This is a genomic window from Candidatus Ruminimicrobiellum ovillum (assembly GCF_002392975.1).
GTDB lineage: Bacteria > Elusimicrobiota > Endomicrobiia > Endomicrobiales > Endomicrobiaceae > Ruminimicrobiellum > Ruminimicrobiellum ovillum.
In genome coordinates this window covers 239,469-263,241 of sequence record NZ_DGIC01000009.1, presented here as the reverse complement: position 1 = coordinate 263,241, position 23,773 = coordinate 239,469, and the positions used below count along the sequence as shown (strand labels likewise).

Here is a 23,773-nt window from a genome sequence, read left to right as displayed (position 1 = left end):
AATAAAATGAGAACTAAAATATTAAAAACAGCATTTAATTTAATGGGGAAAAAACCCGTAAAAGATGTTTCTATGCAAGAAATAGCTACTATATGTAATATAACAAAACCATCACTGTATTATTACTTTAAAAGCAAAGATGAAATTTGTTATACGATAGCAAGATATGTTTTGGATGATCAAAATAAAAGAATTAAACAATACATAGACCAAAAAATCTCTCTGAAAGATTTTTTGACTGATATTTTTCAAAAGACATATAATGCGAAGACAAAAAAATCTTTGGAGTTCTTTTTACATATGGTAGATTACATTAAAGGTGTTCCTTCTCTTGAAAAAAAATTCAAACCTTTAAAAGAAGAAAATGAAAAAAATGCGAAAGAACTTTTTAACAGAGCGGCCAAAAATAAAAGTATACCGGAAAATAATGTTGATCTTGCTCACTATTTGTTTGAATCCTGTTTGTATCATATTGTTTTTGCACCTATAAAAGATATAAATTTAGATCCGAAAGATATAGTAATGTCGATTTTAAAGGCAATAGATTATAAAAATTGTTGAAAAGCAATTTGTTTAAGGAGTTTATAAGAAAATGAAGAAGTTTTTGAGTTTATTCTTAACATTAGTGTTTAGTACAAATGTTTTTGCTGTCGATTATTCTAAAAATAATCCGATGAATACGAAATTGTTTGAAGAAATACAACAAAAGTCGGGAACGAAAATAACAATAAAAGATGCCGTTAAAATGGCACTGAAAGACAGTTATCAGGTTTATGCCGCAAATAAAATGAAAGAAATAAGTGATGAAGTGTATGGTCAAATGAAATCTTCATATTATCCTTATTTGGATTTTAATGCGAGTTATAACAGAGCATTGTTAAGAGCAAAAGCATTAACTAAAATAGATGGTGAAGAAAAAATGGTGGAAGCCACACCGGTAAATAATACATATACCGCACAATTACAAGCCAACTGGGTTTTATGGACCGGCGGTAAGGTAAAAAATACAAAAGAATACGGAAGATTGCAGGCTGAAAGTGCAAAATATCAATTGAGAGATACGAAAACAGCCGTTGCCAAACAAGTTACTCAATTTTGTTATTTAATAATTTATGCTTCCGCACTTGTTCATGTTCAGGAAACATATTTGGATATTGCTAATCAACATTTAGATGAAACAAAAGCAAGATATAAACAGGGATTATCGAGTAATTTGGATGTTTTAACTCAGCAAGTAAGAGTAGATAATATCGTTCCGCAGGTTTTACAGGCGGAAAAAAATGTTGAACTTGCAACTTTGCATTTAAGACAAATATTGGATAAAGATCCGGAAACACCGATATATTTAACTTGGACAGAAGAAGATTTGGCTCTTCCGAGCACAAAAAATCTTCAGCAATTGTACAATATGGCTTATGAACAAAGACCTGAACTTATAGTATCGAAATTAGCTGCCGATATCGCGGAAGCCAATTATAAAATAGCAAAAGCGGATCATTTTCCTATTCTTTCCGCTTATGGAAACTATGGCTACAACGGTTCCACGATAGAAGGACTTCCGGATGAAAATCATTATTATTGGGGCTCAAATGTAGGTTTACAGTTTTCTATGCCTATATTTCACGGATATTCGGTTTCTTCTCAGGCAAAACAAAAAGAAATGTATTATGAAAACGCAAAAGCAAGTTACGAAAATTTAAAGAAAAATATAAGAATACAAGTAAAAGAAGCATGGCTAAGTTTGGAAGAAGCCAAAAAAAGAATAGAATCTACAAAAGGTGTTGTGGAAAGAGCACAAGAAAATTTGAACTCAAAAATGTTGAGATATAGAAACGGATTAATAAGTCAATTAGAGTTAAACGATGCAATATCGGATTTGAACGATTCCAATTTAACATATGTTCAAGCCGTATATGATGCACATGTAGCTTTATCAAACTTAAATTATGCCGTAGGAATGGAGACAGAAGATTATGAATAATCAAGATTTAAAACAAACACAGAAAGACACCTCAATGGGTGCAATTGTCGTATGGGGAATTATTTTATTGGTAGCGGTTTTTATTGTTTATCAGGTAGCATTTAAAAAAGATAATGCGGCAGTTTTAGATACCGTTTCAAAGGATGTTTTTGTCGTTAAAACGGAACAAGTTCAAAAAAGAGATTTGAAACATCAATTAATAACATCGGGTAATGTAAAAGCTTTGGAAGAAGCCGTGTTGTATCCGAGAATTAACGGTAAATTGCAGAAAAATGTATTAAAAGAAGGTGACAGAGTTAGAAAAGATCAGACTGTATCTTTAATAGACAGAGATGAAGTCGGTGCTAAATATGAGCCTGTAGTTGTTCCTTCTACATTAACAGGTGTTGTAGGCAGAGTTTATCTCGATCCGGGTGAAAATGTTACTACACAAACACCGGTGGCATTGATAGTAAATCAGTCTGTATTAAGAATAAAAGTAGATGTTCCCGAAAGATATGTTAACGAAATTTATAAAGGACAAAGAGCTCTTCTTTCCGTTGAAGCATATCCCGATAAAACATTTGAAGCAAAACTCGACATTATAAGTCCGGTTGTGGATTCTTTAAGCAGAAGTGTTGCCGTAGAGTTTAAGGCTGATAATTCCAAAGGATTGTTAAAATCCGGTATGTTTGCAAAAGTAGATATTTCTTTAAAAGAAGTAAAAAATGTTTTGTCGTTATCCAAAAAGAGTATTTATGAAGATGAAGAAGGCAAAAATTATGTTTTGGTTCCTTCCGAAGATAAAACAACTGCCGTTAGAAAAGATATAGAAGTGAAATTTAAAAACAATAACAATTGGCAAATAGAAGGTCTTGAAGAAGGTGACGAAGTTTTGGAATTCGTTTACGGTATTAAAGACGGCAGTAAGATAGAGATACAACAGTAGGAGCTAAAAATATGCAAGAAAATAAAACTGAAAAAAGACATAGCGGTTTTGCCGCATTTTTTATACACAGACCCGTATTTACAATAATGATAAGTGTTTCATTAATGTTTTTAGGGTTTATGGGTTACAGAAATATGGGTGTAAGTATGTATCCGAGTATGGATATTCCCGTTACACTTGTTCAAACCGTTTTACCCGGAGCAAGTCCTGAAGAAGTAGAAACATCAATATCAAAATATATTGAAGAGGGTGTGAATGAAATTTCAGGCGTTGATGAAATTCATTCATACAATATGGAAAGTGTTTCAATCGTGTTTATTAAATTTGATATGGATAAAAATCCGGATGTCGGTATTCAGGAAGTAAGAGATAAAATCGAACAGGTTAAATCTAATTTCCCGGACGGAACAGAATCTCCGGTGGTTTTAAAGCTTGATATGGATGCTGCAGCTGTTTTAAATGTTGTTGTTACCGGTCAAAGAGATGTTATAGAACTTACCGAGCTTACTAAGAAAAAAGTTAAAGAAATTATAGAAAACACTTCCGGTGTGGGTTCTGTAAATATAGTAGGTGGTAGAGAAAGAGAAATACATGTTACAATAAATCCTTTGAAACTTTATTCTCTTCAAATTCCTATAACAAGTGTTACATCCGCTTTGGCTCAACAGAATTTTGAAATTCCGGGCGGAAAAGTAGAACAGGAACACAACTCTTACAGTTTAAGAATTTTAGGCAGAATTCCTTCAGTGGAAGATTTTAAAAATATATTTATTGCAACCAAAAACGGAGTTCCTATAAAACTTTCCGATGTTGCTGAAGTTGAAGACAGCGGAGAATATGAACAGCAAAGCACATTGTTGGACGGACTTAGATGTGTGACTTTGGAAATAACAAAACAAAGCGGTTCAAATACATTGAAGGTTATTGATGGTGTTAAAGAAAAAATTAAGATGATAGAACAAACTCTTCCTGCGGATATGAAAATCGTTGTTATGTCCGATCAAAGCGGCTCTATCAGAGCATCCGTTAATACGGTATTGGAACATCTTTTCTTAGGTGCAATTTTGGCAGGTATAATGGTTTTGGTGTTTATGGGATCTTTGAGATCTACATTTATAGCATTTTTGGCTATACCTATATCGGTTGTGGGTGCATTCCTTTTTATGAATATGAACGGCTTCACTTTAAACAGTATAACATTATTGGGGTTGACGGTTGCTGTGGGTATTGTTATTGATGATGCTATTGTTATGCTTGAAAATATTTACAGACATATGGAAAAATATAACAAAACTCCTGAAGATGCGGCCGTTGACGGTGCAAAAGAAATTACATCCACGGTTGTTGCAACAACACTTGCAATTCTTGTTATATTTTTACCTTTAGCATATATGGATGGTATGGTAGGAAGGGTTTTGAGCAGTTACGGTTGGACGGTGGTTTTTGCTATTGCTCTTTCCGGTATAGTGGCTTTAACTTTAACTCCTATGCTTTGTGCAAAGTTGTTAAAGAAAACGGAAGGGGAAAGTAAAATAGATAAAATTGTAAGCGGCATAAACGAATATTTGGTTAAACTATATATTCCTGTTTTAAATTGGGCTATTCATCATAAAATAATAATGGTAGTTCTTGCTTTCTTATGTATATTTGCAATATTTCCGATGATAAAAACCATGGGAGGTGAATTTTTTCCGGAAGAAGATTCCGGCAAAATTCAAGTTCAGGTTAAAGCTGAAGAAGGAACAAGTTATACCGATATTCAAGAAATTTTAGGACAAATTGAAACCGATGTAAGAAGACTTCCGTATATAAAAAGTATTTTAACGGTTGCAGGTAAAGGCGGAGACGGTTTAAGTTCTTTCTCCGATTCCGCACCGACAAATAAAGGTTACTTGGAAGTTGAACTCGAAGACAGATTAAACAGAAATAAAATAAGAACAAAAAAATATGCTCAAGTAATAAGAGAAATGATGAAAAAGTATTCCGGTCTTACAACTGCAGTTTTTGTCAGAAGTGATGGCCCTTCCGGCGGAAATAAAGCTGTTCAGTTAAGTTTATTAGGACCGGATCTTACAAAGTTAATAGGTTATGCTAATGCTACAAAAGATAAACTTGTTCAAGATAAACGATTTATAGATGTAGATTTATCCGTAGATTTGGCAAAACCGGAATACAGAGTTGTAATAAACAGAGATAAAGCCAACAATTTAGGTGTTAATGTTACTGCTGTTGCTGCTGCACTTAGAACAATGGTCGGCGGAGAAGACGATATTACAAAATATAAAGAAGGCGACGAATTATACGAGGTAAGAGTCAGAGTTGCCGAAACATACAGAAATACAAAAGAAGCTATTTCCGCACTTATGATACCTGCGGTTATTAACGGACAATCAACGGTTGTTCGTTTAGACAGTATTGCCGAACTTGAAGAAGGGTTTGGACCCAGCCAAATCAACAGAGCAGAAAGACAAAGAGAAGTTAGGGTTGAAGCTAACTTAAACGGACTTGATACAAGAACGGCAACAAAAATAATGCAAGATACATTTAACTCTTTAAATCCTGATCCTGAATATACAATTATGCAAAGCGGTATAGCAAAAGAAATGACAAAAATGTTTATTGCTTTCTTATTGGCCTTTGTTTTGGCATTTATATTTAAGTATATAATTCTTTGTTGCTTAATGGAAAAATTCACACATCCTGTAGCAATTATTATAAGTTTGCCGTTAACAATACCTTTTGCATTATTTGCACTTATGATAACACATCAAACATTGAATATATTCAGTTTGCTCGGTATGTTCATGTTAGTAGGTGTTGTTAGTAAAAATGCTATTTTGCAAACGGATTATACTAACCAGTTAAGAGCAAGAGGATACGGAAGAACAAATGCTATACTCCAGGCAAACAGAGTAAGATTAAGACCTATTTTAATGACGACATTAACGCTTGTTGTTTCCATGATACCTATGTTGATATCTAACGGAGAAGGTGCCGATGTTAGAAGAGGTTTGGCTATAGTTATTGTCGGCGGGCAGTTGTTATCGTTGTTGGTTACATTGCTTATGACACCTGTTACATATATTATTGTTGATTCTATTGGTGATTGGTTTAAACATAAAGTTTCCGGAACGCCTATTCCGAAAGATGAAGATGCTCCTGTTATTTTAGAGACAGTTCCCGAAAAATATTAATAATTTAAATCTGTAATAAAAAAACAGATGAGTTTAATTAAACTCATCTGTTTTTTTTGTTTCTGTTAAATATTTTATTTTTTCTGTGCAGTGTTGTTTTTTGCTTGAGCGGCAGCTTTTTCTTTTACGCTATCCGGAATATTTACTTTCGGTGCTTGCCCTTGCGGACTAACGGGCGGTCTCTGTATGTTCGGTATATTGGTAACGGGAGGTCTTTGTACTCTCGGATTTTGAATTTTTGGAATATTCGGAATTCTCGGCGGTGTTCTCGGAATATTTCTTGAATTAAAAGGTCTGTTTATCGCCGCTCCGGAAACTTTTGCCAAAGATTTTGTTCCTGCATAATAACCTATAAAAAAGCAGAGCAAAGAACAAACGATAACTATTATTATGCATTTTGAACAACATTTTTTTGAGTCTGTCGGACATTCTTGTTTTACATTTTCTTCCATACAAATCTCCTTTTTTTTAGTATCGTAAATTTACAATATTATATAAACTTGTCGTTTCAAAAATCAACTTTTTTATAAATTTTTATTTTTAATATTGCTAAAAAATATTGCTTTTGATAAAATATATATAAAGAATTTGCCCGATGGTGTAATTGGTAACACATCTGTCTCTGGAACAGAATAGTCCTGGTTCGAGCCCAGGTCGGGCAGTTTTGCTCTAGTCTGTTAAAGATTAGAGTTTTTTTATTTGCATTCGGTGGGAAAATGCTTATTTGGGAAAAATTCAGAAAAAATATTATTGATAATAAATTAGTCGTTTCCGGTGATAAAATCCTGCTTGCCGTTTCAGGCGGAGCCGATTCAATGGTTATGGCAAGTTTATTTTCTATGCTTACGAAAAGTTTAAATATAGAACTTGTCGTTGTTAATTTTAATCATAATTTAAGAAAAGAATCCGTGAAAGAAGCTAAAATCGTAAAAAAATATATTTCATCTTTGAATATGGAATGTGTTTTGAAAAATTTGAATACAAAAGAATATGCAAAGAAAAATAATATATCGGTAGAAACCGCAGGAAGACAATTAAGATATTTAGGCTTGGAAGAAGTGGCAAAAAAGTATAAATGCAACAAAATTGCTACCGCTCATAATATGAACGATAATGCCGAAACTGTTATCATGTGGTTGTTGAGGGGGACGGGAACCGACGGACTTACAGGTATTCCCATGACAAGAAAGATAAATAAAAATTTATCGGTAATAAGACCGCTGCTTCCTATATCAAGAGATTTAATAGACGATTATGCAAAGAAAAAACAGATTGATTTTTGTACCGATAAAACAAATTTTAAGTGCGATTACACGAGAAATAAGATAAGATTAAATGTTATTCCTCAACTTAAACAAATAAATCCTTCCGTTATAGAACATATATACAATTTGTCTTGTATAGTAAAAGATGAAACGGAATATTTCAAAAATAAAGTAAATTTATTTATATCAAAATATGTTAACATATCTAAAAATAAAATAGTATTGAATTTAAGAGCATTTTACAGACAAGAAAATATTCTGCAATATAAAATTTTAAAAGAGATACTTCCCGACAAAAAAAGAGCAGTCCAAATAAATAATATTTTTATTTGGTTAAAAGATAACGAATCTAAAAAATATATTATTTCAAAAATATGGACCGCAAAAAAGTTCGGACAAAAGTTATACTTTATTTCAAAATAGAATTTTAATCTTCTTTATATGTTGGTAAAGTTATTTTTACCGAAGTTCCTTTTTGTTCTTGGCTTGAAATGTCTATTTTGCCGTTATGCATTTCCGTTATTTGTTGTGCAACCGTAAGTCCCATTCCTACCGCTTTAGCTAATTTTGTTGAAAACATAGGGTCGAAACAATTTTCCAATGTTTCCGCATTCATTCCTTTTCCGCAATCGGATATAACGGTAACTATTTTATCTTCTTCAATATTCATTGTTATTGTAATGGTTCCCGAATTACTCATTGCGTCTTTGGCATTTTTTATAATATTTGAAAAGACTTGTTTCATCCTTTCCGGATCGGCATATACTTTTACGGAAACCAAACTTTGCTCGAAATTTATTCCGTCGATTTTGTTTTCTTCTATCGCTTTTATTATTAAATTTTGTAAATCACAAACGGATTTATTTAATTGTTTTACTCTTGTCATATCCAAAACTTCGGTTATTCTGTTATTAAGAGTTACAACTTCCGTCGCCAATAGGTCTAACATCTTTTTTTGAGTTTCACTTTCCGGTTTTACTGTTTTTGAAAGATAATATGAAATATTGGATATTCCGCCGACAACATTTTTTAAATCATGAGAAGCTACTGAAGCAAATTTAGACAAAACTTTATTTTTTTCGGCATTCAACTGCTTTTTTGTAAAAACATAAGTTTTTTCTTCCATAATTTTATTTTCCTAATATTTTATTTATTAAACCTATAACGTTTTCTATTTCAAACGGTTTTGTAAGATAGAAACAGCCTTTTTGTTTAACTGCTTCCAAGTTTTTATCGTCGTTCAAAATATAAACAGAGCCTATGTTCGGAAACTGCTCCTGCAGTTTATCGTGGAATTCAGCAATGTTTGTATCTATTTTTACATTAATCAAAGCCATGTCAAAGAAAGACTTATTAATTTCTTCAAATAATTTATCACAGTTTGGATAAGATAATAAATGAAAACCTTTATCTCTGAGATTGTTGCATAGAGGTTCAAAATCTTCGGAGTCCATATTTACCACGGCAATATTAAGTTTTCTTTTTTCTTTTCCCAATAAATCGAAAATTTGTTTTATATTTATAGGCTTATCAATAAAATCAACAATTCCCAAAGTTTGTACTTCTTCCATAAAAGTTGCATTTTGTTCTTTTTCGATAATGACTGTTTTGGGAATTTTTCCGAACATTTCTTTTAGTTTTTTCAAAATTACTAAAGTTCTGTTTTCATCTTCTTTTGAATTAATTGCAACAATTAAAATATCGGGTTTATGTTTAAACATAAAATCTATTTTTGCGGAATCGATTTCACCGGAAGCAACATTTAAACCGCAATTTTTTAAAGAATTCAAAAAATTTTGGTCGATATTCGCATCTTTATCTATTACCACGGCAAAAGGTCTTGATGTTATATCTTTTATTGTAGATAAAACTGTTTCTATTTCGAAAGGTTTGCTTAAACATGCAAAAGCGCCGGTATTGAGAGCATCCGTAATTAAATCGTTAAGAGCATATGCCGTCATCATTACACCTATAATATCGGGTTTAATTTTTTTTATTTCTTTAAAGGTTTCGTTTCCCGTTATCCCCGGCATTCTTATATCCGAAAAGAGAATATTGAATTCTTTCTTTTTTGCAAGTTCTATTGCTTTATATCCGTCTTCGGCAGTATCTACTTCGTATCCTTCCAATTCAAGAATACTTGCCAAAGATAATCTTAAAGAATCTTCATCATCTACAATTAAAATTTTTAATTTATCGGTCATAAAAATCTCCTATTGCAAAGGTATTTCTATTTTAAATGTTGTTCCGACATTCTTTGTGCTGGTAACCGTTATTTTTCCCTGATGAGCATCAATTATTTCTTTCACTATCGGTAAACCTAAACCTATACCTTTCAATTTTGTCGTAAACAAAGGTTCAAATAAATGAGATAAAGTTTCTTCCGTCATTCCGCAAGCATTATCTTTTATTAATATTTGACACATGTTTCCGTTTTTTCTTGTTATTATTTTTATTTCTCCGCCTTCAGGGGGCATGGCGTCTCTTGCATTTGTAATAAGGTTTATTAAAACCTGAGTGATTTTATCGGGGTCCATAACAACATCAAATTTTTCCAAATCCGTTAATAATGCTATATTTGTCGGCAGAGGGACCGCCGGTATAACTTTATCTATAAAAGAAATAATGTCTACGGATAATTTGTTCAATTTTTTCGTTCTCGAATAATCAAGTAAATCCGTTATTATTTTGTTTGCTCTCAATACTTCCGACGATAACATATTGACCATCTGTTTTGATTTGTTATCGCTGTATGCTCCCATTTTCGATAAGAAATAAGAAATGTTTTTTATCGCTGCTAACGGATTTCTTAACTCGTGAGCAACCGAAGAAGCAAGTCTACCGATAGTTGCGAATTTTTCCGATTTTATTAAATCTTGTTGTATGTTTTGAACTTTTTCCAAAGTTTCTTCCAATTCCTGACTTCTTTGTTCGAAAGCAATTTTAAGGTTCAGCAATTCTTTTTTTTCTTTGTTCAGTTCTCGTATATGTATTTCCATATCACTGGCCATGGAATTAAATGATGTGGCAAGTTCCCTGAACTCATCGTTTGAATTTAAAGGAACTCTGTAGCTTAAATTTCCAACAGCTATTTTTTTTGTTCCGAGCATTAATTCTCTTATAGGGTGGACAATTATTTTTACTAAAAAGAAAGACATTACAATTCCGGCAAGCACAACTATCAGTGTAATTAAAATTATGCTTTTTGCCATTCTTTCTATTTGATAATTTATTCTTTCAAGAGTAATACCTACTCTTGCGGCGCCTATTACGACTTCTTTTTTATTTGATGCTTTAATCTTTATTGTAGGAGTAAAATCTTTTGAAATTATGGGAACGATAACATCCAAAACTTCTCCTATATTCGGCAGTACGCTGACATTTTTTTGCAATTTACTTTTTTCCAATTCGGTTATTGTGTTTGTGTCCACTGAAAAAGATGCGAGAAATCTGTTAATATCTTCGTTTGAAATGTTTTCTTTTGATAAAATAACCCCGTTTTCGTCATAGATAATTGAATAGATTACATCTTCTTCTTTTAAATTGTTTTTTGTAAGACTCGCCAAAAATTCTCTGCTCGACATCAAAACTCCGTGTTCGCTTGATGTTGCCAAAGAATTGGCTAAAATAATTGCTCTGTTTTCCGTGAAATTTTTTAGAAGTAACGATTGGGCCGTTACGAAAAACCAAGTTAAGATTATGGAGGTGAATATTATTATGGAAGAAATTATAACTATGAATTTAACGCTTAATCCGAAGTATATTTTTTTTCTCATAATTTCTAACAGGCAAGTTTTATTAAAAGCCGACGAAAGGACTTGAACCTTCGACCGATGGTTTACAAAACCATTGCTCTACCAACTGAGCTACGTCGGCACAAATATCTTATGTGGTAAAGGATACAAAAATATTAAAATTTTGTCAATCAAAAATTTATTTGTGGCTTTAAAATTAAAAAAAATATACAATTGTAAAAATTATGATTGTTTTCAGGAGTTTTTGATAATGAATTCGGTAAAAAAAGTTATTTTGCAGGCGGGAATACTATTGCTTTTTTCAAATTTTTTATTTGCGGAGTTTACAATAGGTTTATACGGTGTAAAAACATCAAGCGATGTAATATCGGCGAAAGAAGCCGGTTTTAATTGTGTTCAATCCTATATTTCTTCTCCCGAAACAATAAATCTTCTTGCTGAAGAAGCCGAAAAAAACGATATTAAATTGGTGGTTTATCCGACAAAAATAATGTCTTCCAAATATAAAGAAGTCGCAAAGAGATATCCGATAAAAGCCTGGTATTTATTTGATGAACCAGATGTTTGGAACTGTTCCAAAGAAAAGTTGCTTTCATTGGAAAAAAATACAAAAAAAATGTATCCCGAAATTCAAACAACCTTTGTTATAGGAGAAGGGTTTACTAAAGTTCCGTATTATGATATTGCCGATATTTTGATGGTGGATTGGTATCCCGTTCCGCATTTACCTTTGGAAAGTTTCGGGGAAAATGTTGCTCTCGCAAAACAAGGACTTATAATGATGGGAAAGGAAAACAAAGAACTTTGGGCGGTAGTTCAACTTTTTGATTGGAAAGAATATAAACAGTATAGAAAAGATGAAGACAGAATAGGGCGTTTTCCGAAAAAGGAAGAAATAAGATTTATGTCCTATGATGCTGTTTTTAACGGTGCAACGGGATTGTTTTATTTTACTTGTTATTCGAACGGGAAACCTTTGTCGGAGTCGAGACCTAAAGAATGGGCAAAAACAACAGAGGTTATACAAGAAATGTCTTTTGTCGGAGAAATTGTCGATAACGGCAAAAAAATAGAAAATCCGATAGAAATAAAAGAACCCTTGAAAGGGCAAAGCTTTGAATACGGGGGAATAAAATATACATTTATAATAAATCCCACATCAAAAAGACAAACTTTGCCGTCTTTGTTTTTTCAACCTCAATTTGATGTTATGTATGAAAAAAGTACGAATATAAAGAAGATAATGAGAAAAACGAAAAACAATTTACAGCCGTATAGAGTTCTTGCTTTCAGATATGAGTAAATTAAGCTTGACAAAGTGCACATATTTTTGTAATGTTAATAGCTGTTAGTATTTATTAAAAAGAGGAAGGTGTAAGTATGTTGAAAAAAATTTTAATTTTTTCGATGTTTTTGTTTTTGGGAGTGACGAGTTCTATTGCAGACATAATAGTTGATGCAGAAGGAAAAATTCAAAAGTATCCTAACGGAAGTACATTGAATGTGTCTGCCGCAAAGAACTTATACATAGAATATTACGGAGTTAAAATCTTTGTTCCCAAAGGAGAAAAAATATCTTTAAGATTTTCCGATAAAGATGAAGATAATATGATTTACTGCTCCGGAGATAAATTTAATAATATAAAAATAGGCGATACGGCTTTGTCTTCGGAAGGTAAAACTTCTTTTGCAGTTTCTCAAGACGGAGATTTAAAAGTTGAAAAAGGTAGCTTGATAATAAAAGATAACGAAGAAAATGTTGCTATTTTATCTCAAGGTAATTCTCATAAAATAGAAACGGATTCTTCATCATCGGATTCTTTTATATCTTTAAGTGAATCTTCAAGTGAAAGTTATGAACAAATACAGAAAGACTTGGTATTAAGTCCTTCTGCACCAAGAAATTAGGAGTTGCAAAATGAAAAAAATAACATCTTTATTAGTATTAATGTTTTTAGTAGTATCGGTTGCTTATGCAGATAAGCCTTTGCAGTTTATATTTTCCGAAGATATCAGTTATGATGATAATATTTACTCAACCAAAGACGATAAAAAATCTTCGGCAATAAGTTCTTCTCAATTATTTGCAAAATATTCCGGCAACATTCCTAATTCCGGATTGAAAATCGGTGCAAATGCAAATATCGGATATAATGCATATTCAGAAGAACCCGCAAAAAATGATTATATGAATGCAGGTGCAGGTCTTAATATCGGAAACAGTAAATTTTCTTTGGATGAAAAGTTCTTGTATACCGCAGATCCTGCAACATCCGAATTAACGGAAAGAGCAAAAAGAATAAATAATACCGCATCATTTAGATTTAAAACATCTTTGGAAAAAATGTTTTCAATAGGATTTTTGGTATCCGATATTTTTGATAAATATATCGATGATGAATATAAGAGTTTAAATAGAAATCGTATAAATGCAGGTGCTCAATTGTATTATAATGTATCACCTAAAACTTCTTTCTATTTCGCATACTTATTTTCTAACATAAAATATGAAGACAATGAAAATTATGATTCTACCGGTAACAGTTTCAGTTTGGGTGTAAACGGTAATGTTACTAAGAAAGTGAAAGGAACCGCACAAATTTCTTATGATACAAGAAGTTATGACAAAGATATTGAAGGTATGGATAATGACTTTGGTATATTCGGTTACTTACTTTCTTTAACGTATGAACCTACAAGCAAAGATTCTCTTCTCTTAAAAGGTGAAAGAAAAATGGAAGAGTCTACTTTTGCCAATAACAGATACTATATATCAACGGAAGTCGGATTGGAATACAAACATAAAATACAACAAAAATGGACACTCGGTTTGTTAGCATCTTATGAAAATATCGGTTATCCCGAAACGGTTGAAAATCTTAACAGAACGGATGATTTGATAAAGGTAAAACCTTCAATAGAATATAAGTTTAAAGATTATTTGTTTGCAAGTATTTGGTATCAATTTAAGAATAAAGCATCAAATTATGAATCTGTTGAGTATTCCGATAATAAAGTCGGTATACAAATGAAATTATGTTTTTAAGAATTTAATTTGTTATCGTAAAGATTTAATATAAGACTTTTTATATTGTTTGCGGCTTTTTTAAATTTTTTACCTTCGAGAGATATAGGATCTTCTATATCTCTCGTTTTATTTGATACATATTCTCCCAATATGTATACTTTGTCGGAAAATTCCGAATATTTATCGGTAATTTCGTCATATTGATGTTTTGTCATGACAAAAATGAAATCGCTTGAAGCAATGTCTTGTTTGCTATATTGTATTGGTGTGTGATTGGTATAGGTAATGTTATTTTCAGCCAAAAAATCTTTTATCTTTTTCGGAACGGTAAGATAATCCAAAACATAAGTTCCTCTGGATATAACTTCAATATCGGTTCTGTTATCTTTTTTTAAAAGATATTTTAAAATTTCCTGCGAAATAAAACTTCTGCATATATTTGCATGACATATAAAACATATTTTCATAATAAAAGAATATATCAAATTTAAATTATAGTTTAAAGTATTATTTTTTATTGTAAATAAATTTTATTTTTTATAAAATAAAAAGGCTATGAATATTATAAAAGATATAGACGAAATAGTTTCTTTAGCACTTAAAGAAGATTGTGCATATAACGATGTTACCTCCAAAAGCTTGAATTTGGAAGGTAAAACCGCATCTGCCGTATTAATAGCAAAAGGCGACGGAATATTGTGCGGTGTTGATGCTTTTAAACATGTGCTTTTGAGATTAAGTAAGAATTTCAAATTTAAAGTGTTTAAAAAAGATGCACAGACAGTAAAAAAAGGTGATATTATATTAACCGTTAAAGGTCCTGCGGCACCTTTACTTGCAGGTGAAAGAACGGCATTAAACTTTATACAAAAACTTTCCGGTATAGCAACTACTACAAACCAATTTGTTAAAATAGTTAAAGGTTCTAAAGCGGGTATATTTGATACAAGAAAAACTCTTCCGGGTTTTAGAAATGTTTCAAAATATGCCGTTAGGTGCGGCGGCGGAAAAAATCATAGAATGAATTTGTCCGATATGGTTTTAATAAAAGATAATCATTTGGCTTTAATAGATGACTTAACTTTAAAAGTTAAAGAAATAAGGAAAAAATATAAAAAATTGAAAGTTCTTATAGAATGTGAACATGAACAACATGTCAGAAATGCAATAGCTGCAAAAGCAGATATCATAATGCTCGATAATATGAAACAAAAAGATTTGGTAAAAATGGTAAAACTTATCAGATCAAGTTCGACATCGACTTATAAACCTTTAATAGAAATTTCCGGCGGAGTAAATTTTAAAACAATAAAAAATTATGCAAAGCTCGGAATTGAAAGAATATCAATAGGAATGATTACTCATTCCGCACCGTCATTGGATATTTCTTTGGAAGTTGATGTTCATAAATAATTATCGGAAATAAACATGCCTCATTTTTATGTTAATCCAAAAGATATAAAAGATAAAGCTTTTATTATAGAAGACGAACAGTTTCACTATTTATCGAATGTTCGCAGATTTTCCGTTGGTGATGAAATAAATATTTTTGACGGGATGGGGAATTCTTATAAAGCAAGAATTGATAATATAGATAAAAAAAGTATGAAGGGAACAATAATATCTTCTAAAACTCTTATGTTGCCCGACAAAAAAATATCGTTGTACACTGCAATACCGAAAGGGGAAAGATTTGATTGGCTTATAGAAAAAGCGAGTGAAATAGGTGTATCAAAAATTGTTCCCATAATTTATTTAAGAAGTGTGGTAAAAGACTTATCCGAAAATAAAATAGAGCGATACAAAAAAATATCAATATCGGCAAGTTCTCAAAGTTGGCGGGCGGATATTATGCCGATAGATAAACCCGTAAAGTTTAATGCAGCGGCGGAAAAAGTATCAACAGAAAAAGATATATTAAATGTTTTACCTTGGGAAAGCGAAGAAGATAAAAATATTTTAAGTTTGTTGAATGAAAATAAAGATGTAAAGAATATAAATATTTTTATCGGTCCCGAAGGCGGGTTCGATAAAACGGAAATAGATGTTGCGTTAAAAAACGGTTTTAAAACGGTTACTTTAGGTAAAAATATTTTAAGAGTTGAAACTGCGGCAATAGTTGCTGCAAGCATTTTGACATCAATTTATAATTTATAATTTACAATTTATAATTAAAGTCGCTTAGCTAAAAATTATGTTTAAATTATTTATCTATACCTTTGGTTGTAAAATAAATCAGTATGAAAGTCAAATAATAAGAGAAAAATATTGTTTGAACGATTATATTTATGTCGATAACTTTGAACAAGCAGATGTTATCATTATAAATTCTTGTTCGGTTACGGCTCATGCCGATAAACAATGTGAACAGATAATAAAAAAGTTTCATACAAAAAACGACAAAGCAAAAATTATTTTAACTGGTTGTTTTGCTAAAGTTGCAAAAGAAAAAATATTACAAAAATTTCCTTTTATTGAAATTTTGTTAAAAGAAGAAGTTTTGAAAGGCAGTGAACAACGAATAAAAACTTTTGATAATCATTCAAGAGCATTTATAAAAATTCAAGACGGTTGTAACAGCTTTTGTTCTTATTGTATAGTTCCTTATGCAAGAAATGTTATGTGGTCAAAACCGGCAGATAAAATAATCGAAGAAATAAAAAATTTAACCGATATCGGTTACAGCGAAATAGTTCTTACCGGAATACATATAGGCAAATATGATAAAGGAATATCTTACCTTTTATCGCATATATATAAAAATATAAATAAACTTTTCAGAATAAGATTGTCTTCAATAGAGGTTAACGAAATAACAGATGAACTTATAGATATAATGAAAAACGAAAAAGAAAGATTTTGTCATCACTTACATATACCGATACAATCGGCTTCGGATACTGTTTTGAAAGATATGAACAGAAAATATTTGTCTAAAGATTTTTTAGAAAAAATGAACTTACTGAAACAAAATTTTAACGATATATCTATAACAACGGATGTTATATGCGGATTTCCTACCGAAACCGATAAAGATTTTGATATAACATACAACTTTTTAAAAGATAACGAATTTGCAAGGTTGCATGTATTTCCTTTTTCACCGAGACAGGGAACAAAAGCTTATTCTTTAAAGCAAGTATATAAAAACGGTCAGTTAAAAATAAGAACCGATAAATTATTAAATTTAAGTAAAGAATTGGAACAAAATTACTTTAAAAAGTTTGTGGGTACAAAAAGGAAAGCTGTTTCTTTAAGGGGAAACAAAGCCTTAACAGATAACTATTTAACTATAGAAAATATTGAAAAACATACCGGCATATTTGAAGTTGAAGTAAAATAACCTAATTTTCGTTTGACAATAAAATTATATTTTTATAACATTTCTTTTGTATTTATGTAGGAAAAAATAAGCAAGACTTATTTTAATATTAAATTGGAGGCAGTTAAAATGTCAGTAAAAGTTGCGATTAACGGATTCGGAAGAATCGGAAGATTAGCATTCAGACAAATGTTTGGTGCAAAAGGTTATGAAGTTGTTGCTATTAACGATTTGACAAGTCCTAAAATGTTGGCTCACTTGTTGAAGTATGATTCAGCACAAGGTGGATATTGCGGTAAATTCGGTGAAGAACCAAAACACACAGTATCTTATAAAGAAGCTGTATTGGCTGAAGATGGAAAAACAGTTAAAGAATTCGGTTCAATAACTGTTGACGGAAAAGAAATTACAATCTATGCAATTCCTAAAGCAAACGAATTACCTTGGGGAAAATTAGGTGTTGATGTTGTTTTGGAATGTACAGGTTTCTATACATCAAAAGCAAAAGCACAAGCTCACATTGATGCAGGTGCTAAAAAAGTTGTTATCTCTGCTCCTGCAGGAAACGACTTACCTACAATCGTTTACAATGTAAACCACAAAATCTTGAAAAAAGAAGATAAAATCATATCAGCAGCTTCTTGTACAACAAACTGCTTGGCTCCTATGACAAAAGCTTTGAATGATTATGCTCCTATTCAATCAGGTATCATGACAACAGTTCATGCTTATACCGGAGACCAAATGATTCTTGATGGTCCGCAAAGAAAAGGTGATGTTCAAAGAGCAAGAGGCGGAGCAATCAACATTGTTCCTAACTCAACAGGTGCTGCAAAAGCTATCGGTTTGGTTATTCCTGAATTGAACGGAAAATTAATCGGTGCTGCACAAAGAGTTCCGACAGCAACAGGTTCAACAACAATTCTTCACGCAGTTGTTAAAGGTAAAGATGTTACCGTTGAAGGAATCAATGCAGCTATGAAAGCTCAAGCTAACGAATCATTCGGATATACAGAAGAGAAATTGGTTTCTTCTGATATTATCGGTATGAGATTCGGTTCTTTGTTTGATGCTAACCAAACAATGGTTGCAAAAATTGATGACGATACATATCAAGTTCAAGTTGTTTCTTGGTATGATAACGAAAACAGCTATACAAGCCAAATGGTTAGAACAATTAAGTTTTTTGCAGAATTGAACTAATAAAATTGGTTTAGCTTAAATAGTCTTAATTTATATTGGGTTCAGTCTGATTATATTTAGTTGGCTGAACCCAATCTTCATAAGAGGAGAATACAATGTTAAACAAAAAGACTGTAGACGATTTAAAAGACATTGCAGGAAAAAAAGTTTTAGTAAGATGTGATTTTAATGTTCCTTTAAAACAAGGTGTAATTCAAAACTATAAAAGAATAGATGCTGCTCTTCCTACAATAAAGAAATTGTTGGAACAAAAAGCAAAAGTTATTCTTTGCTCTCATATGGGAAAACCTAAAGGTGAACCGTTACCGGAACTTTCACTTGCTCCTGTAGCAGTTGCATTAAGTGAGAGATTAGGTGTAACCGTAAAATTTGCAGATGATCCTAAAGTTACAAGCGATTCAACAAAACAAATGGCAAAAGATTTGAAAGAAGGTGAAGTTTTACTTCTTCAAAATACAAGATACAGAAAAGAAGAAACAAAGTTGGAAAAAGATGAAACTGCAATAAAATTTGCGGAAGAACTTGCAGCACTTTGCGATAACGAAATATTTGTTAACGATGCATTCGGAACAGCTCACAGAGCACATTGTTCAAATGTTGGTGTTACAAAATTCGTTAAAGAATCTGCAGCAGGATACTTGGTGGAAAAAGAAATTAAGTTCTTGGGTGATGCATTAAATGCTCCGGTTAAACCTTTCTTGGCTATTTTGGGCGGTGCAAAAGTTTCCGACAAAATAAATGTTATTGAAAATCTTTTAGGTAAAGTAGATGCAATTATAATCGGCGGAGCAATGGCATATACATTCTTAAAAGCTCAAGGATATAAAACAGGAAAATCTTTGGTAGAAGAAGATAAGCTCGATTTAGCAAAAAGTTTATTGAAAAAAGCCGAAGATAAAGGCGTAAAATTCTTGTTGCCTATAGACCATGTTATAGCAACAGCGGTAGACTTCGAAAAGAAAGAAGTTCCTGCCGGTGCAACGGTAAAAAATACCGACGGACTTGATATTGAAGACGGATTTATGGGAGTAGATGCAGGTCCTAAATCAATAGCAAAATTCAGCGAAATAGTAAAATCCGCAAAAACAATAGTTTGGAACGGACCGTTGGGAATATTTGAAGTTCCCGAATTTTCTAAAGGAACTGTTGAAATTGCAAAGTTGGTTGCGGAAGCAACAGATAAAGGTGCAATTTCCGTTGTCGGCGGAGGAGATTCCGTATCTGCGGTTAAGAAAGCCGGTGTAGATAAAAGAATTTCTCATGTGTCGACGGGCGGCGGTGCATCTTTGGAATTTTTGGAAGGTAAAGATTTGCCGGGTATAGCAGCCTTGCCAACAAAATAAAAATTTTATATAATCTTGTCCTGCATAATAATAAAAATTGTGCAGGACAAAAAAAATACTTGCAAGAAAAAAATTTTTTTGATACAATACAATAATTATGATACTTTATTACATTATAGTAACATTACATTTTATAGTTTGTGCAGCATTGATTGTTATAGTTCTTCTCCAAGCAGGAAAGAGCGGCGGAATGGCCGGTATTTTCGGTGGCGGAGGATCTGATCAGATATTTAGTGCTCCCAGCGGAATGGCATTTATAAAAAAGCTTACTGTAGGTTGTGCCATAGTTTTTATGGTAACATCTCTTACATTAACTTTGATGTCTTCAAGATTGAGCATGAAATCGGTTATTGATCAGGTTTCAAATATACCTATAGCTGCTACTCAGCAAGCGGCTGGTGAATAAAGCAGCAGGATTGCTGGGGTGGCGGAACTGGCATACGCGCACGCTTGAGGTGCGTGTCCTTAACCGGGTACGGGTTCAATTCCCGTCCCCAGCATATTAAAGGAAATTTGCGGGCATAGCTCAGTGGTAGAGCGTCTCGTTGCCAACGAGAATGTCGTGGGTTCAAGTCCCATTGCCCGCTCTTGAATATAAAATCAAAATTCAGTCGAAAGACTGAATTTTTTTTGTCTTAATGTTTGTAGTTTAAGATTTTTATTGAAAGTTCGAATGAATTATTTCTTGAATAGTAGGAAAACCTTTTTTATTAAAAGGAATATAATACAAAGAGGCAATTCTATTAATATTGCGAAATACATATAAATATTTGTCTTATAATCTTTTATAAAATTGAAAAAACTGTTTACTTTAAAGAAATGATTTTTAGAAGTTAAATTAAGAGCCAACATAGGAATTAAAACTTTAATCAATACTTTTCTTTTTTCCTTTTCATAGGACTTTTTTGATATCAATCCCTTGTTTAGATAATATTCATATATTTCTAAATATTTTTTTCCGTGAACATTAAAAGCATCTACGGTTCCTTCTTTTTTTATTCTGAAAGGATTATAAAAGTTTTTAATATAAACAGTTGCCATTTTATGCTTGTTTAATATATCTAATGTCCAATCCACCTGCATAAATTGGTTGTGTAAAAATCTATCTTTGTTTTCTATTAATTCAAAATGTTCCTTCCAACAGCCGAAGTTTGCAATCCAAGTGGAAGCTGTTGAAATAGAGTTAATAAAATTATCAATACTGTTAAAAGAAAATTCTTTTAGCGGATCTTTTAAATTAAATAACTTTTTTATATTCTTAGAAATTTGATTATGAATCAAAGAGTGAAAAAAAATAGGAGTTTTTTTGTCGATATTTTTTTCTATTTTGTTTAATATAATTTTTAAAGTATCCTGTTTAAAACCTACTATATCGTTGTTCAATTTTAAATATTCACCCGAACCTAAAGATAATGCTTCTATAAAATTTCTATCTGCAAAATCTGTCGGTGTCGTTCTTTTAAAATAATAAATGTTTTTATATTTGTTAGTCCATTCTTTTATAATTTCGGATGTATCATCTGTTGAACAATTGTCGGAAATAACAATTTCAACATCTCTTTCATTAAATCCGTCACTTTCAACAATAGATTTAATTGTTTTAATTAAATATTTTGAACGATTATATGTTGGAATACAAATTGACAATAACGGTTTGTCCGGCATAAGAAATCTCCATCTAATATTCAAGTAAGATATATGCTATAAAAAATATTAACAATTTACAATTTTTTATATATAATTAAATAATATTATTATAATATTCCGGGAGATAAAATGAAAGTAGTTATTTTGGCCGGTGGTTTTGGAACAAGATTGTCGGAAGAAACAACTTTAATACCTAAACCGTTAGTGGAAATAGGCGGAAAACCTATTTTATGGCATATAATGAAAATTTATTCCTATTACGGGTTCAACGACTTTATTATTCTTACCGGATATAAATCACATTTAATAAAAGATTATTTTATAAATTATTATAATCGTTATTCCGATATTACGATAGATATGTCGACAAATTCCGTTGAAATTCATAAAACATATACGGAGCCGTGGAAAGTTACCATTTTATATACGGGTCAAAATACAATGACCGGCTCAAGAATTAAAAAAGCTCAAGAATATATCGGCAAAGAACAATTTTTGTTAACTTACGGAGATGGTGTTGCCGATATTAATATACAAGATTTAATAAAAGCGCATAATAATTCGAAAAAAATAATTACCATGACGGCAGTTCAACAAACCGGCAGATTCGGTGCTTTAGTAATAAAAGATAATAATATGATTACATCTTTTATGGAAAAGCCAAAGGGCGAAGAAAGTTGGATTAACGGCGGTTTTTTTGTTTGTCAACCTGAAGTTTTTAATTATATTCCTAATAATGATGATAATATAATTTTTGAAAGAGCTCCTCTTGAAAATTTAGCAAAAGATAATCAATTAAATGCTTTTAAGCATTTTGGTTTTTGGAAACCTATGGATACGTTAAGAGAAAAAGAAGAATTAACCGATATGTGGCAAAAAGGAAAAGCTCCTTGGTCGGTTTGGCTTAACAAAAAATGACGATGTTTAATAATATATATAAAAATAAAAAAGTTTTAGTTACAGGTCATACCGGTTTTAAAGGCACTTGGCTTTGTTTGTGGTTGGAAATGTTAGGTGCAAAAGTCATAGGTTATTCAATTGATATTCCTACCAAACCTTCATTATTTGAATTAACAAAACCGAAATGTGTTGATATCAGAGCAGACATAAATGATTTTAAAAAATTAAAATCCGTAATAAAAAAATATAAACCGGAAATAATATTTCATTTGGCAGCACAACCGTTGGTAAGATTATCTTATGAAGAAACTCTAAATACTTTTAACACAAATGTCATAGGAACAGCAAATGTTTTAGAAGCAGTAAAAGAAAATAAATTCGTTAAAGCCGTAGTTGCGATTACAACCGATAAAGTATATCTTAACAACGAAACAGGAAAAGCATTTAAAGAAACAGATTCTTTAGGCGGTTACGATCCTTACAGTGCATCGAAAGCAGCTTGTGAAATAATAATTTCTTCCTACAGAGATTCTTTTTTCAATATAAAAGATTACGGCAAAACACATAAAACACTAATAGCTTCGGCAAGAGCAGGAAATGTTATCGGTGGCGGAGATTTTGCAAAAGACAGATTAATACCTGACTTTATTAAAGCCGTGCTTTCCGCTAAAAAACTGGAAATAAGAAGTCCGCAGGCAATAAGACCATGGCAGCATGTTTTAGAGCCTATTAGCGGTTATTTGATGTTAGGTGCGAATTTATTAAATGGTAAAAAACAGTTTGCAACCGCTTGGAATTTCGGACCCGAAAAGAAAGATACAAAAAACGTGGAACAGATAGTTAGAATTTTATGCAAAATTTTTCCCGGTGCTAAATATACTGTAACCAAAACCAAACAACCTCACGAAGCACATTATTTAAAATTGGACATATCAAAAGCAAAAAAAGAGTTGAAATGGGTTCCGAGATGGAACATAAATACTACTCTAAACAAAATTGTAGATTGGACAAAATCATATCAACAAAAAAAAGACATGAAAAAAGTTTGTGTTGAACAAATAAAAGAATTTTGCAAAACAAAAAAATGTTGAAAATTTTTGGAAAAAAATATGAATAAAAACGATACATTAAGAAATTCGGTAAAAAAAGCAGCAGGTTGTTATTTTAAATTTAATAAGCCAAAAAGAGATTTGAAAAAATATATTCC

22 protein-coding genes and 4 tRNA genes are annotated in these 23,773 nt (G+C 31.6%); 19 read left to right on the top strand and 7 right to left on the bottom strand.

All coding sequences use genetic code 11. From position 1 onward, the window contains the following. Nucleotides 1–6 precede the first annotated feature (6 nt). Genes B2Y85_RS04130 through B2Y85_RS04115 form a run of 4 tightly spaced genes read left to right on the top strand, consistent with a single transcriptional unit; the run spans nucleotide 7 to nucleotide 6,103 of the window. Nucleotides 7–561, top strand: a complete 555-nt coding sequence (locus B2Y85_RS04130) for a TetR/AcrR family transcriptional regulator (RefSeq protein WP_372519207.1) — start codon at nucleotides 7–9, stop codon at nucleotides 559–561. Between the two features lie 31 nt (nucleotides 562–592). After that, nucleotides 593–1,981, top strand: a complete 1,389-nt coding sequence (locus tag B2Y85_RS04125; protein WP_372519206.1) for a TolC family protein — start codon at nucleotides 593–595, stop codon at nucleotides 1,979–1,981. Beyond that, nucleotides 1,974–2,909, top strand: coding sequence for an efflux RND transporter periplasmic adaptor subunit (locus tag B2Y85_RS04120; protein WP_372519205.1), 936 nt, complete (start codon nucleotides 1,974–1,976; stop codon nucleotides 2,907–2,909). The genes B2Y85_RS04125 and B2Y85_RS04120 overlap by 8 nt, the downstream gene beginning before the upstream one ends. A gap of 11 nt (nucleotides 2,910–2,920) precedes the next feature. Continuing rightward, a complete protein-coding gene (locus B2Y85_RS04115) occupies nucleotides 2,921–6,103 on the top strand; it encodes an efflux RND transporter permease subunit (RefSeq protein WP_372519204.1) in 3,183 nt (1,060 codons plus the stop codon). Nucleotides 6,104–6,177: 74 nt separating this feature from the next. Here B2Y85_RS04115 and B2Y85_RS04110 read toward each other — a convergent pair whose 3' ends face one another. Further along, nucleotides 6,178–6,555, bottom strand: a complete 378-nt coding sequence (locus B2Y85_RS04110) for a hypothetical protein (protein WP_372519203.1) — start codon at nucleotides 6,553–6,555, stop codon at nucleotides 6,178–6,180. Between the two features lie 137 nt (nucleotides 6,556–6,692). Here B2Y85_RS04110 and B2Y85_RS04105 point away from each other — a divergent pair. Continuing rightward, a tRNA-Gln gene (locus B2Y85_RS04105) sits at nucleotides 6,693–6,765 on the top strand. A gap of 54 nt (nucleotides 6,766–6,819) precedes the next feature. After that, nucleotides 6,820–7,791, top strand: coding sequence for a tRNA lysidine(34) synthetase TilS (gene tilS, locus B2Y85_RS04100; protein WP_372519202.1), 972 nt, complete (start codon nucleotides 6,820–6,822; stop codon nucleotides 7,789–7,791). Between the two features lie 4 nt (nucleotides 7,792–7,795). Here the strand turns inward: tilS and B2Y85_RS04095 are convergent, their stop codons facing one another. From B2Y85_RS04095 to B2Y85_RS04080, 4 genes are all read right to left on the bottom strand, one after another. Continuing rightward, entirely contained in the window at nucleotides 7,796–8,494 is a 699-nt protein-coding gene (locus B2Y85_RS04095; RefSeq protein WP_372519201.1) for a sensor histidine kinase, read from the bottom strand. Nucleotides 8,495–8,498: 4 nt separating this feature from the next. Beyond that, on the bottom strand, nucleotides 8,499–9,572 hold the full coding sequence (locus B2Y85_RS04090) for a response regulator (RefSeq protein ID WP_372519200.1): 1,074 nt from the start codon (nucleotides 9,570–9,572) through the stop codon (nucleotides 8,499–8,501). 9 nt (nucleotides 9,573–9,581) lie between these two features. Continuing rightward, nucleotides 9,582–11,144, bottom strand: a complete 1,563-nt coding sequence (locus B2Y85_RS04085; protein WP_372519199.1) for a sensor histidine kinase — start codon at nucleotides 11,142–11,144, stop codon at nucleotides 9,582–9,584. A gap of 27 nt (nucleotides 11,145–11,171) precedes the next feature. Beyond that, nucleotides 11,172–11,244, bottom strand: a tRNA-Thr gene (locus B2Y85_RS04080). 129 nt (nucleotides 11,245–11,373) lie between these two features. Between B2Y85_RS04080 and B2Y85_RS04075 the strand changes: the two genes are divergently transcribed. The 3 genes from B2Y85_RS04075 (at nucleotide 11,374) to B2Y85_RS04065 (ending at nucleotide 14,169) form a co-directional block, all read left to right on the top strand. Beyond that, the gene (locus B2Y85_RS04075; RefSeq protein ID WP_372519198.1) at nucleotides 11,374–12,426 is read left to right on the top strand and encodes a hypothetical protein; all 1,053 of its coding nucleotides are present in this window, start codon (nucleotides 11,374–11,376) and stop codon (nucleotides 12,424–12,426) included. A 77-nt stretch (nucleotides 12,427–12,503) separates the two neighbouring features. Continuing rightward, on the top strand, nucleotides 12,504–13,031 hold the full coding sequence (locus tag B2Y85_RS04070) for a hypothetical protein (RefSeq protein ID WP_372519197.1): 528 nt from the start codon (nucleotides 12,504–12,506) through the stop codon (nucleotides 13,029–13,031). A gap of 10 nt (nucleotides 13,032–13,041) precedes the next feature. Next, nucleotides 13,042–14,169, top strand: coding sequence for an outer membrane beta-barrel protein (locus B2Y85_RS04065; RefSeq protein WP_372519196.1), 1,128 nt, complete (start codon nucleotides 13,042–13,044; stop codon nucleotides 14,167–14,169). On the opposite strand, the gene B2Y85_RS04060 is transcribed toward B2Y85_RS04065, so the two are convergent. Next, nucleotides 14,166–14,618: a hypothetical protein gene (locus tag B2Y85_RS04060; RefSeq protein ID WP_372519195.1), complete on the bottom strand. Its 453-nt coding sequence runs from the start codon at nucleotides 14,616–14,618 to the stop codon at nucleotides 14,166–14,168. The genes B2Y85_RS04065 and B2Y85_RS04060 overlap by 4 nt on opposite strands. 88 nt (nucleotides 14,619–14,706) lie before the next feature. Between B2Y85_RS04060 and nadC the strand changes: the two genes are divergently transcribed. The 8 genes from nadC (at nucleotide 14,707) to B2Y85_RS04020 (ending at nucleotide 20,606) form a co-directional block, all read left to right on the top strand. After that, the gene (gene nadC / locus B2Y85_RS04055; RefSeq protein ID WP_372519194.1) at nucleotides 14,707–15,564 is read left to right on the top strand and encodes a carboxylating nicotinate-nucleotide diphosphorylase; all 858 of its coding nucleotides are present in this window, start codon (nucleotides 14,707–14,709) and stop codon (nucleotides 15,562–15,564) included. Between the two features lie 15 nt (nucleotides 15,565–15,579). Further along, complete coding sequence (locus B2Y85_RS04050; protein WP_372519193.1) at nucleotides 15,580–16,308, top strand: RsmE family RNA methyltransferase; 729 nt, start codon at nucleotides 15,580–15,582, stop codon at nucleotides 16,306–16,308. Nucleotides 16,309–16,345: 37 nt separating this feature from the next. Next, the gene (locus B2Y85_RS04045) at nucleotides 16,346–17,494 is read left to right on the top strand and encodes a MiaB/RimO family radical SAM methylthiotransferase (protein WP_372519192.1); all 1,149 of its coding nucleotides are present in this window, start codon (nucleotides 16,346–16,348) and stop codon (nucleotides 17,492–17,494) included. A 108-nt stretch (nucleotides 17,495–17,602) separates the two neighbouring features. Beyond that, entirely contained in the window at nucleotides 17,603–18,676 is a 1,074-nt protein-coding gene (gene gap / locus B2Y85_RS04040; protein ID WP_372519191.1) for a type I glyceraldehyde-3-phosphate dehydrogenase, read from the top strand. 95 nt (nucleotides 18,677–18,771) lie between these two features. After that, nucleotides 18,772–20,019, top strand: coding sequence for a phosphoglycerate kinase (locus B2Y85_RS04035; RefSeq protein ID WP_372519190.1), 1,248 nt, complete (start codon nucleotides 18,772–18,774; stop codon nucleotides 20,017–20,019). Between the two features lie 97 nt (nucleotides 20,020–20,116). Next, entirely contained in the window at nucleotides 20,117–20,425 is a 309-nt protein-coding gene (gene secG, locus B2Y85_RS04030) for a preprotein translocase subunit SecG (protein WP_372519189.1), read from the top strand. Between the two features lie 12 nt (nucleotides 20,426–20,437). Next, a tRNA-Leu gene (locus tag B2Y85_RS04025) sits at nucleotides 20,438–20,519 on the top strand. A gap of 15 nt (nucleotides 20,520–20,534) precedes the next feature. Beyond that, nucleotides 20,535–20,606 (top strand) — tRNA-Gly (locus B2Y85_RS04020). Between the two features lie 91 nt (nucleotides 20,607–20,697). Here the strand turns inward: B2Y85_RS04020 and B2Y85_RS04015 are convergent. After that, nucleotides 20,698–21,684, bottom strand: coding sequence for a glycosyltransferase family 2 protein (locus B2Y85_RS04015; RefSeq protein WP_372519188.1), 987 nt, complete (start codon nucleotides 21,682–21,684; stop codon nucleotides 20,698–20,700). 111 nt (nucleotides 21,685–21,795) lie between these two features. Here B2Y85_RS04015 and rfbF point away from each other — a divergent pair, with 111 nt between their 5' ends. Further along, the gene (rfbF, locus tag B2Y85_RS04010; RefSeq protein ID WP_372519187.1) at nucleotides 21,796–22,584 is read left to right on the top strand and encodes a glucose-1-phosphate cytidylyltransferase; all 789 of its coding nucleotides are present in this window, start codon (nucleotides 21,796–21,798) and stop codon (nucleotides 22,582–22,584) included. A 2-nt stretch (nucleotides 22,585–22,586) separates the two neighbouring features. Further along, nucleotides 22,587–23,657 (top strand): CDP-glucose 4,6-dehydratase, encoded by a 1,071-nt coding sequence (gene rfbG / locus B2Y85_RS04005; RefSeq protein WP_372519186.1) that lies wholly within the window; start codon nucleotides 22,587–22,589, stop codon nucleotides 23,655–23,657. Nucleotides 23,658–23,773 lie beyond the last annotated feature (116 nt).

Excerpts from the sequence above, each read along its gene's own strand:
- B2Y85_RS04130 (WP_372519207.1), top strand. The coding sequence starts at position 7 with ATGAGAACTAAAATATTAAAAACAGCATTTAATTTAATGGGGAAAAAA.
- B2Y85_RS04125 (WP_372519206.1), top strand. The coding sequence starts at position 593 with ATGAAGAAGTTTTTGAGTTTATTCTTAACATTAGTGTTTAGTACAAAT.
- B2Y85_RS04120 (WP_372519205.1), top strand. The coding sequence starts at position 1,974 with ATGAATAATCAAGATTTAAAACAAACACAGAAAGACACCTCAATGGGT.
- B2Y85_RS04115 (WP_372519204.1), top strand. The coding sequence starts at position 2,921 with ATGCAAGAAAATAAAACTGAAAAAAGACATAGCGGTTTTGCCGCATTT.
- B2Y85_RS04110 (WP_372519203.1), bottom strand. The coding sequence starts at position 6,555 with ATGGAAGAAAATGTAAAACAAGAATGTCCGACAGACTCAAAAAAATGT.
- tilS (WP_372519202.1), top strand. The coding sequence starts at position 6,820 with ATGCTTATTTGGGAAAAATTCAGAAAAAATATTATTGATAATAAATTA.
- B2Y85_RS04095 (WP_372519201.1), bottom strand. The coding sequence starts at position 8,494 with ATGGAAGAAAAAACTTATGTTTTTACAAAAAAGCAGTTGAATGCCGAA.
- B2Y85_RS04090 (WP_372519200.1), bottom strand. The coding sequence starts at position 9,572 with ATGACCGATAAATTAAAAATTTTAATTGTAGATGATGAAGATTCTTTA.
- B2Y85_RS04085 (WP_372519199.1), bottom strand. The coding sequence starts at position 11,144 with ATGAGAAAAAAAATATACTTCGGATTAAGCGTTAAATTCATAGTTATA.
- B2Y85_RS04075 (WP_372519198.1), top strand. The coding sequence starts at position 11,374 with ATGAATTCGGTAAAAAAAGTTATTTTGCAGGCGGGAATACTATTGCTT.
- B2Y85_RS04070 (WP_372519197.1), top strand. The coding sequence starts at position 12,504 with ATGTTGAAAAAAATTTTAATTTTTTCGATGTTTTTGTTTTTGGGAGTG.
- B2Y85_RS04065 (WP_372519196.1), top strand. The coding sequence starts at position 13,042 with ATGAAAAAAATAACATCTTTATTAGTATTAATGTTTTTAGTAGTATCG.
- B2Y85_RS04060 (WP_372519195.1), bottom strand. The coding sequence starts at position 14,618 with ATGAAAATATGTTTTATATGTCATGCAAATATATGCAGAAGTTTTATT.
- nadC (WP_372519194.1), top strand. The coding sequence starts at position 14,707 with ATGAATATTATAAAAGATATAGACGAAATAGTTTCTTTAGCACTTAAA.
- B2Y85_RS04050 (WP_372519193.1), top strand. The coding sequence starts at position 15,580 with ATGCCTCATTTTTATGTTAATCCAAAAGATATAAAAGATAAAGCTTTT.
- B2Y85_RS04045 (WP_372519192.1), top strand. The coding sequence starts at position 16,346 with ATGTTTAAATTATTTATCTATACCTTTGGTTGTAAAATAAATCAGTAT.
- gap (WP_372519191.1), top strand. The coding sequence starts at position 17,603 with ATGTCAGTAAAAGTTGCGATTAACGGATTCGGAAGAATCGGAAGATTA.
- B2Y85_RS04035 (WP_372519190.1), top strand. The coding sequence starts at position 18,772 with ATGTTAAACAAAAAGACTGTAGACGATTTAAAAGACATTGCAGGAAAA.
- secG (WP_372519189.1), top strand. The coding sequence starts at position 20,117 with ATGATACTTTATTACATTATAGTAACATTACATTTTATAGTTTGTGCA.
- B2Y85_RS04015 (WP_372519188.1), bottom strand. The coding sequence starts at position 21,684 with ATGCCGGACAAACCGTTATTGTCAATTTGTATTCCAACATATAATCGT.
- rfbF (WP_372519187.1), top strand. The coding sequence starts at position 21,796 with ATGAAAGTAGTTATTTTGGCCGGTGGTTTTGGAACAAGATTGTCGGAA.
- rfbG (WP_372519186.1), top strand. The coding sequence starts at position 22,587 with ATGTTTAATAATATATATAAAAATAAAAAAGTTTTAGTTACAGGTCAT.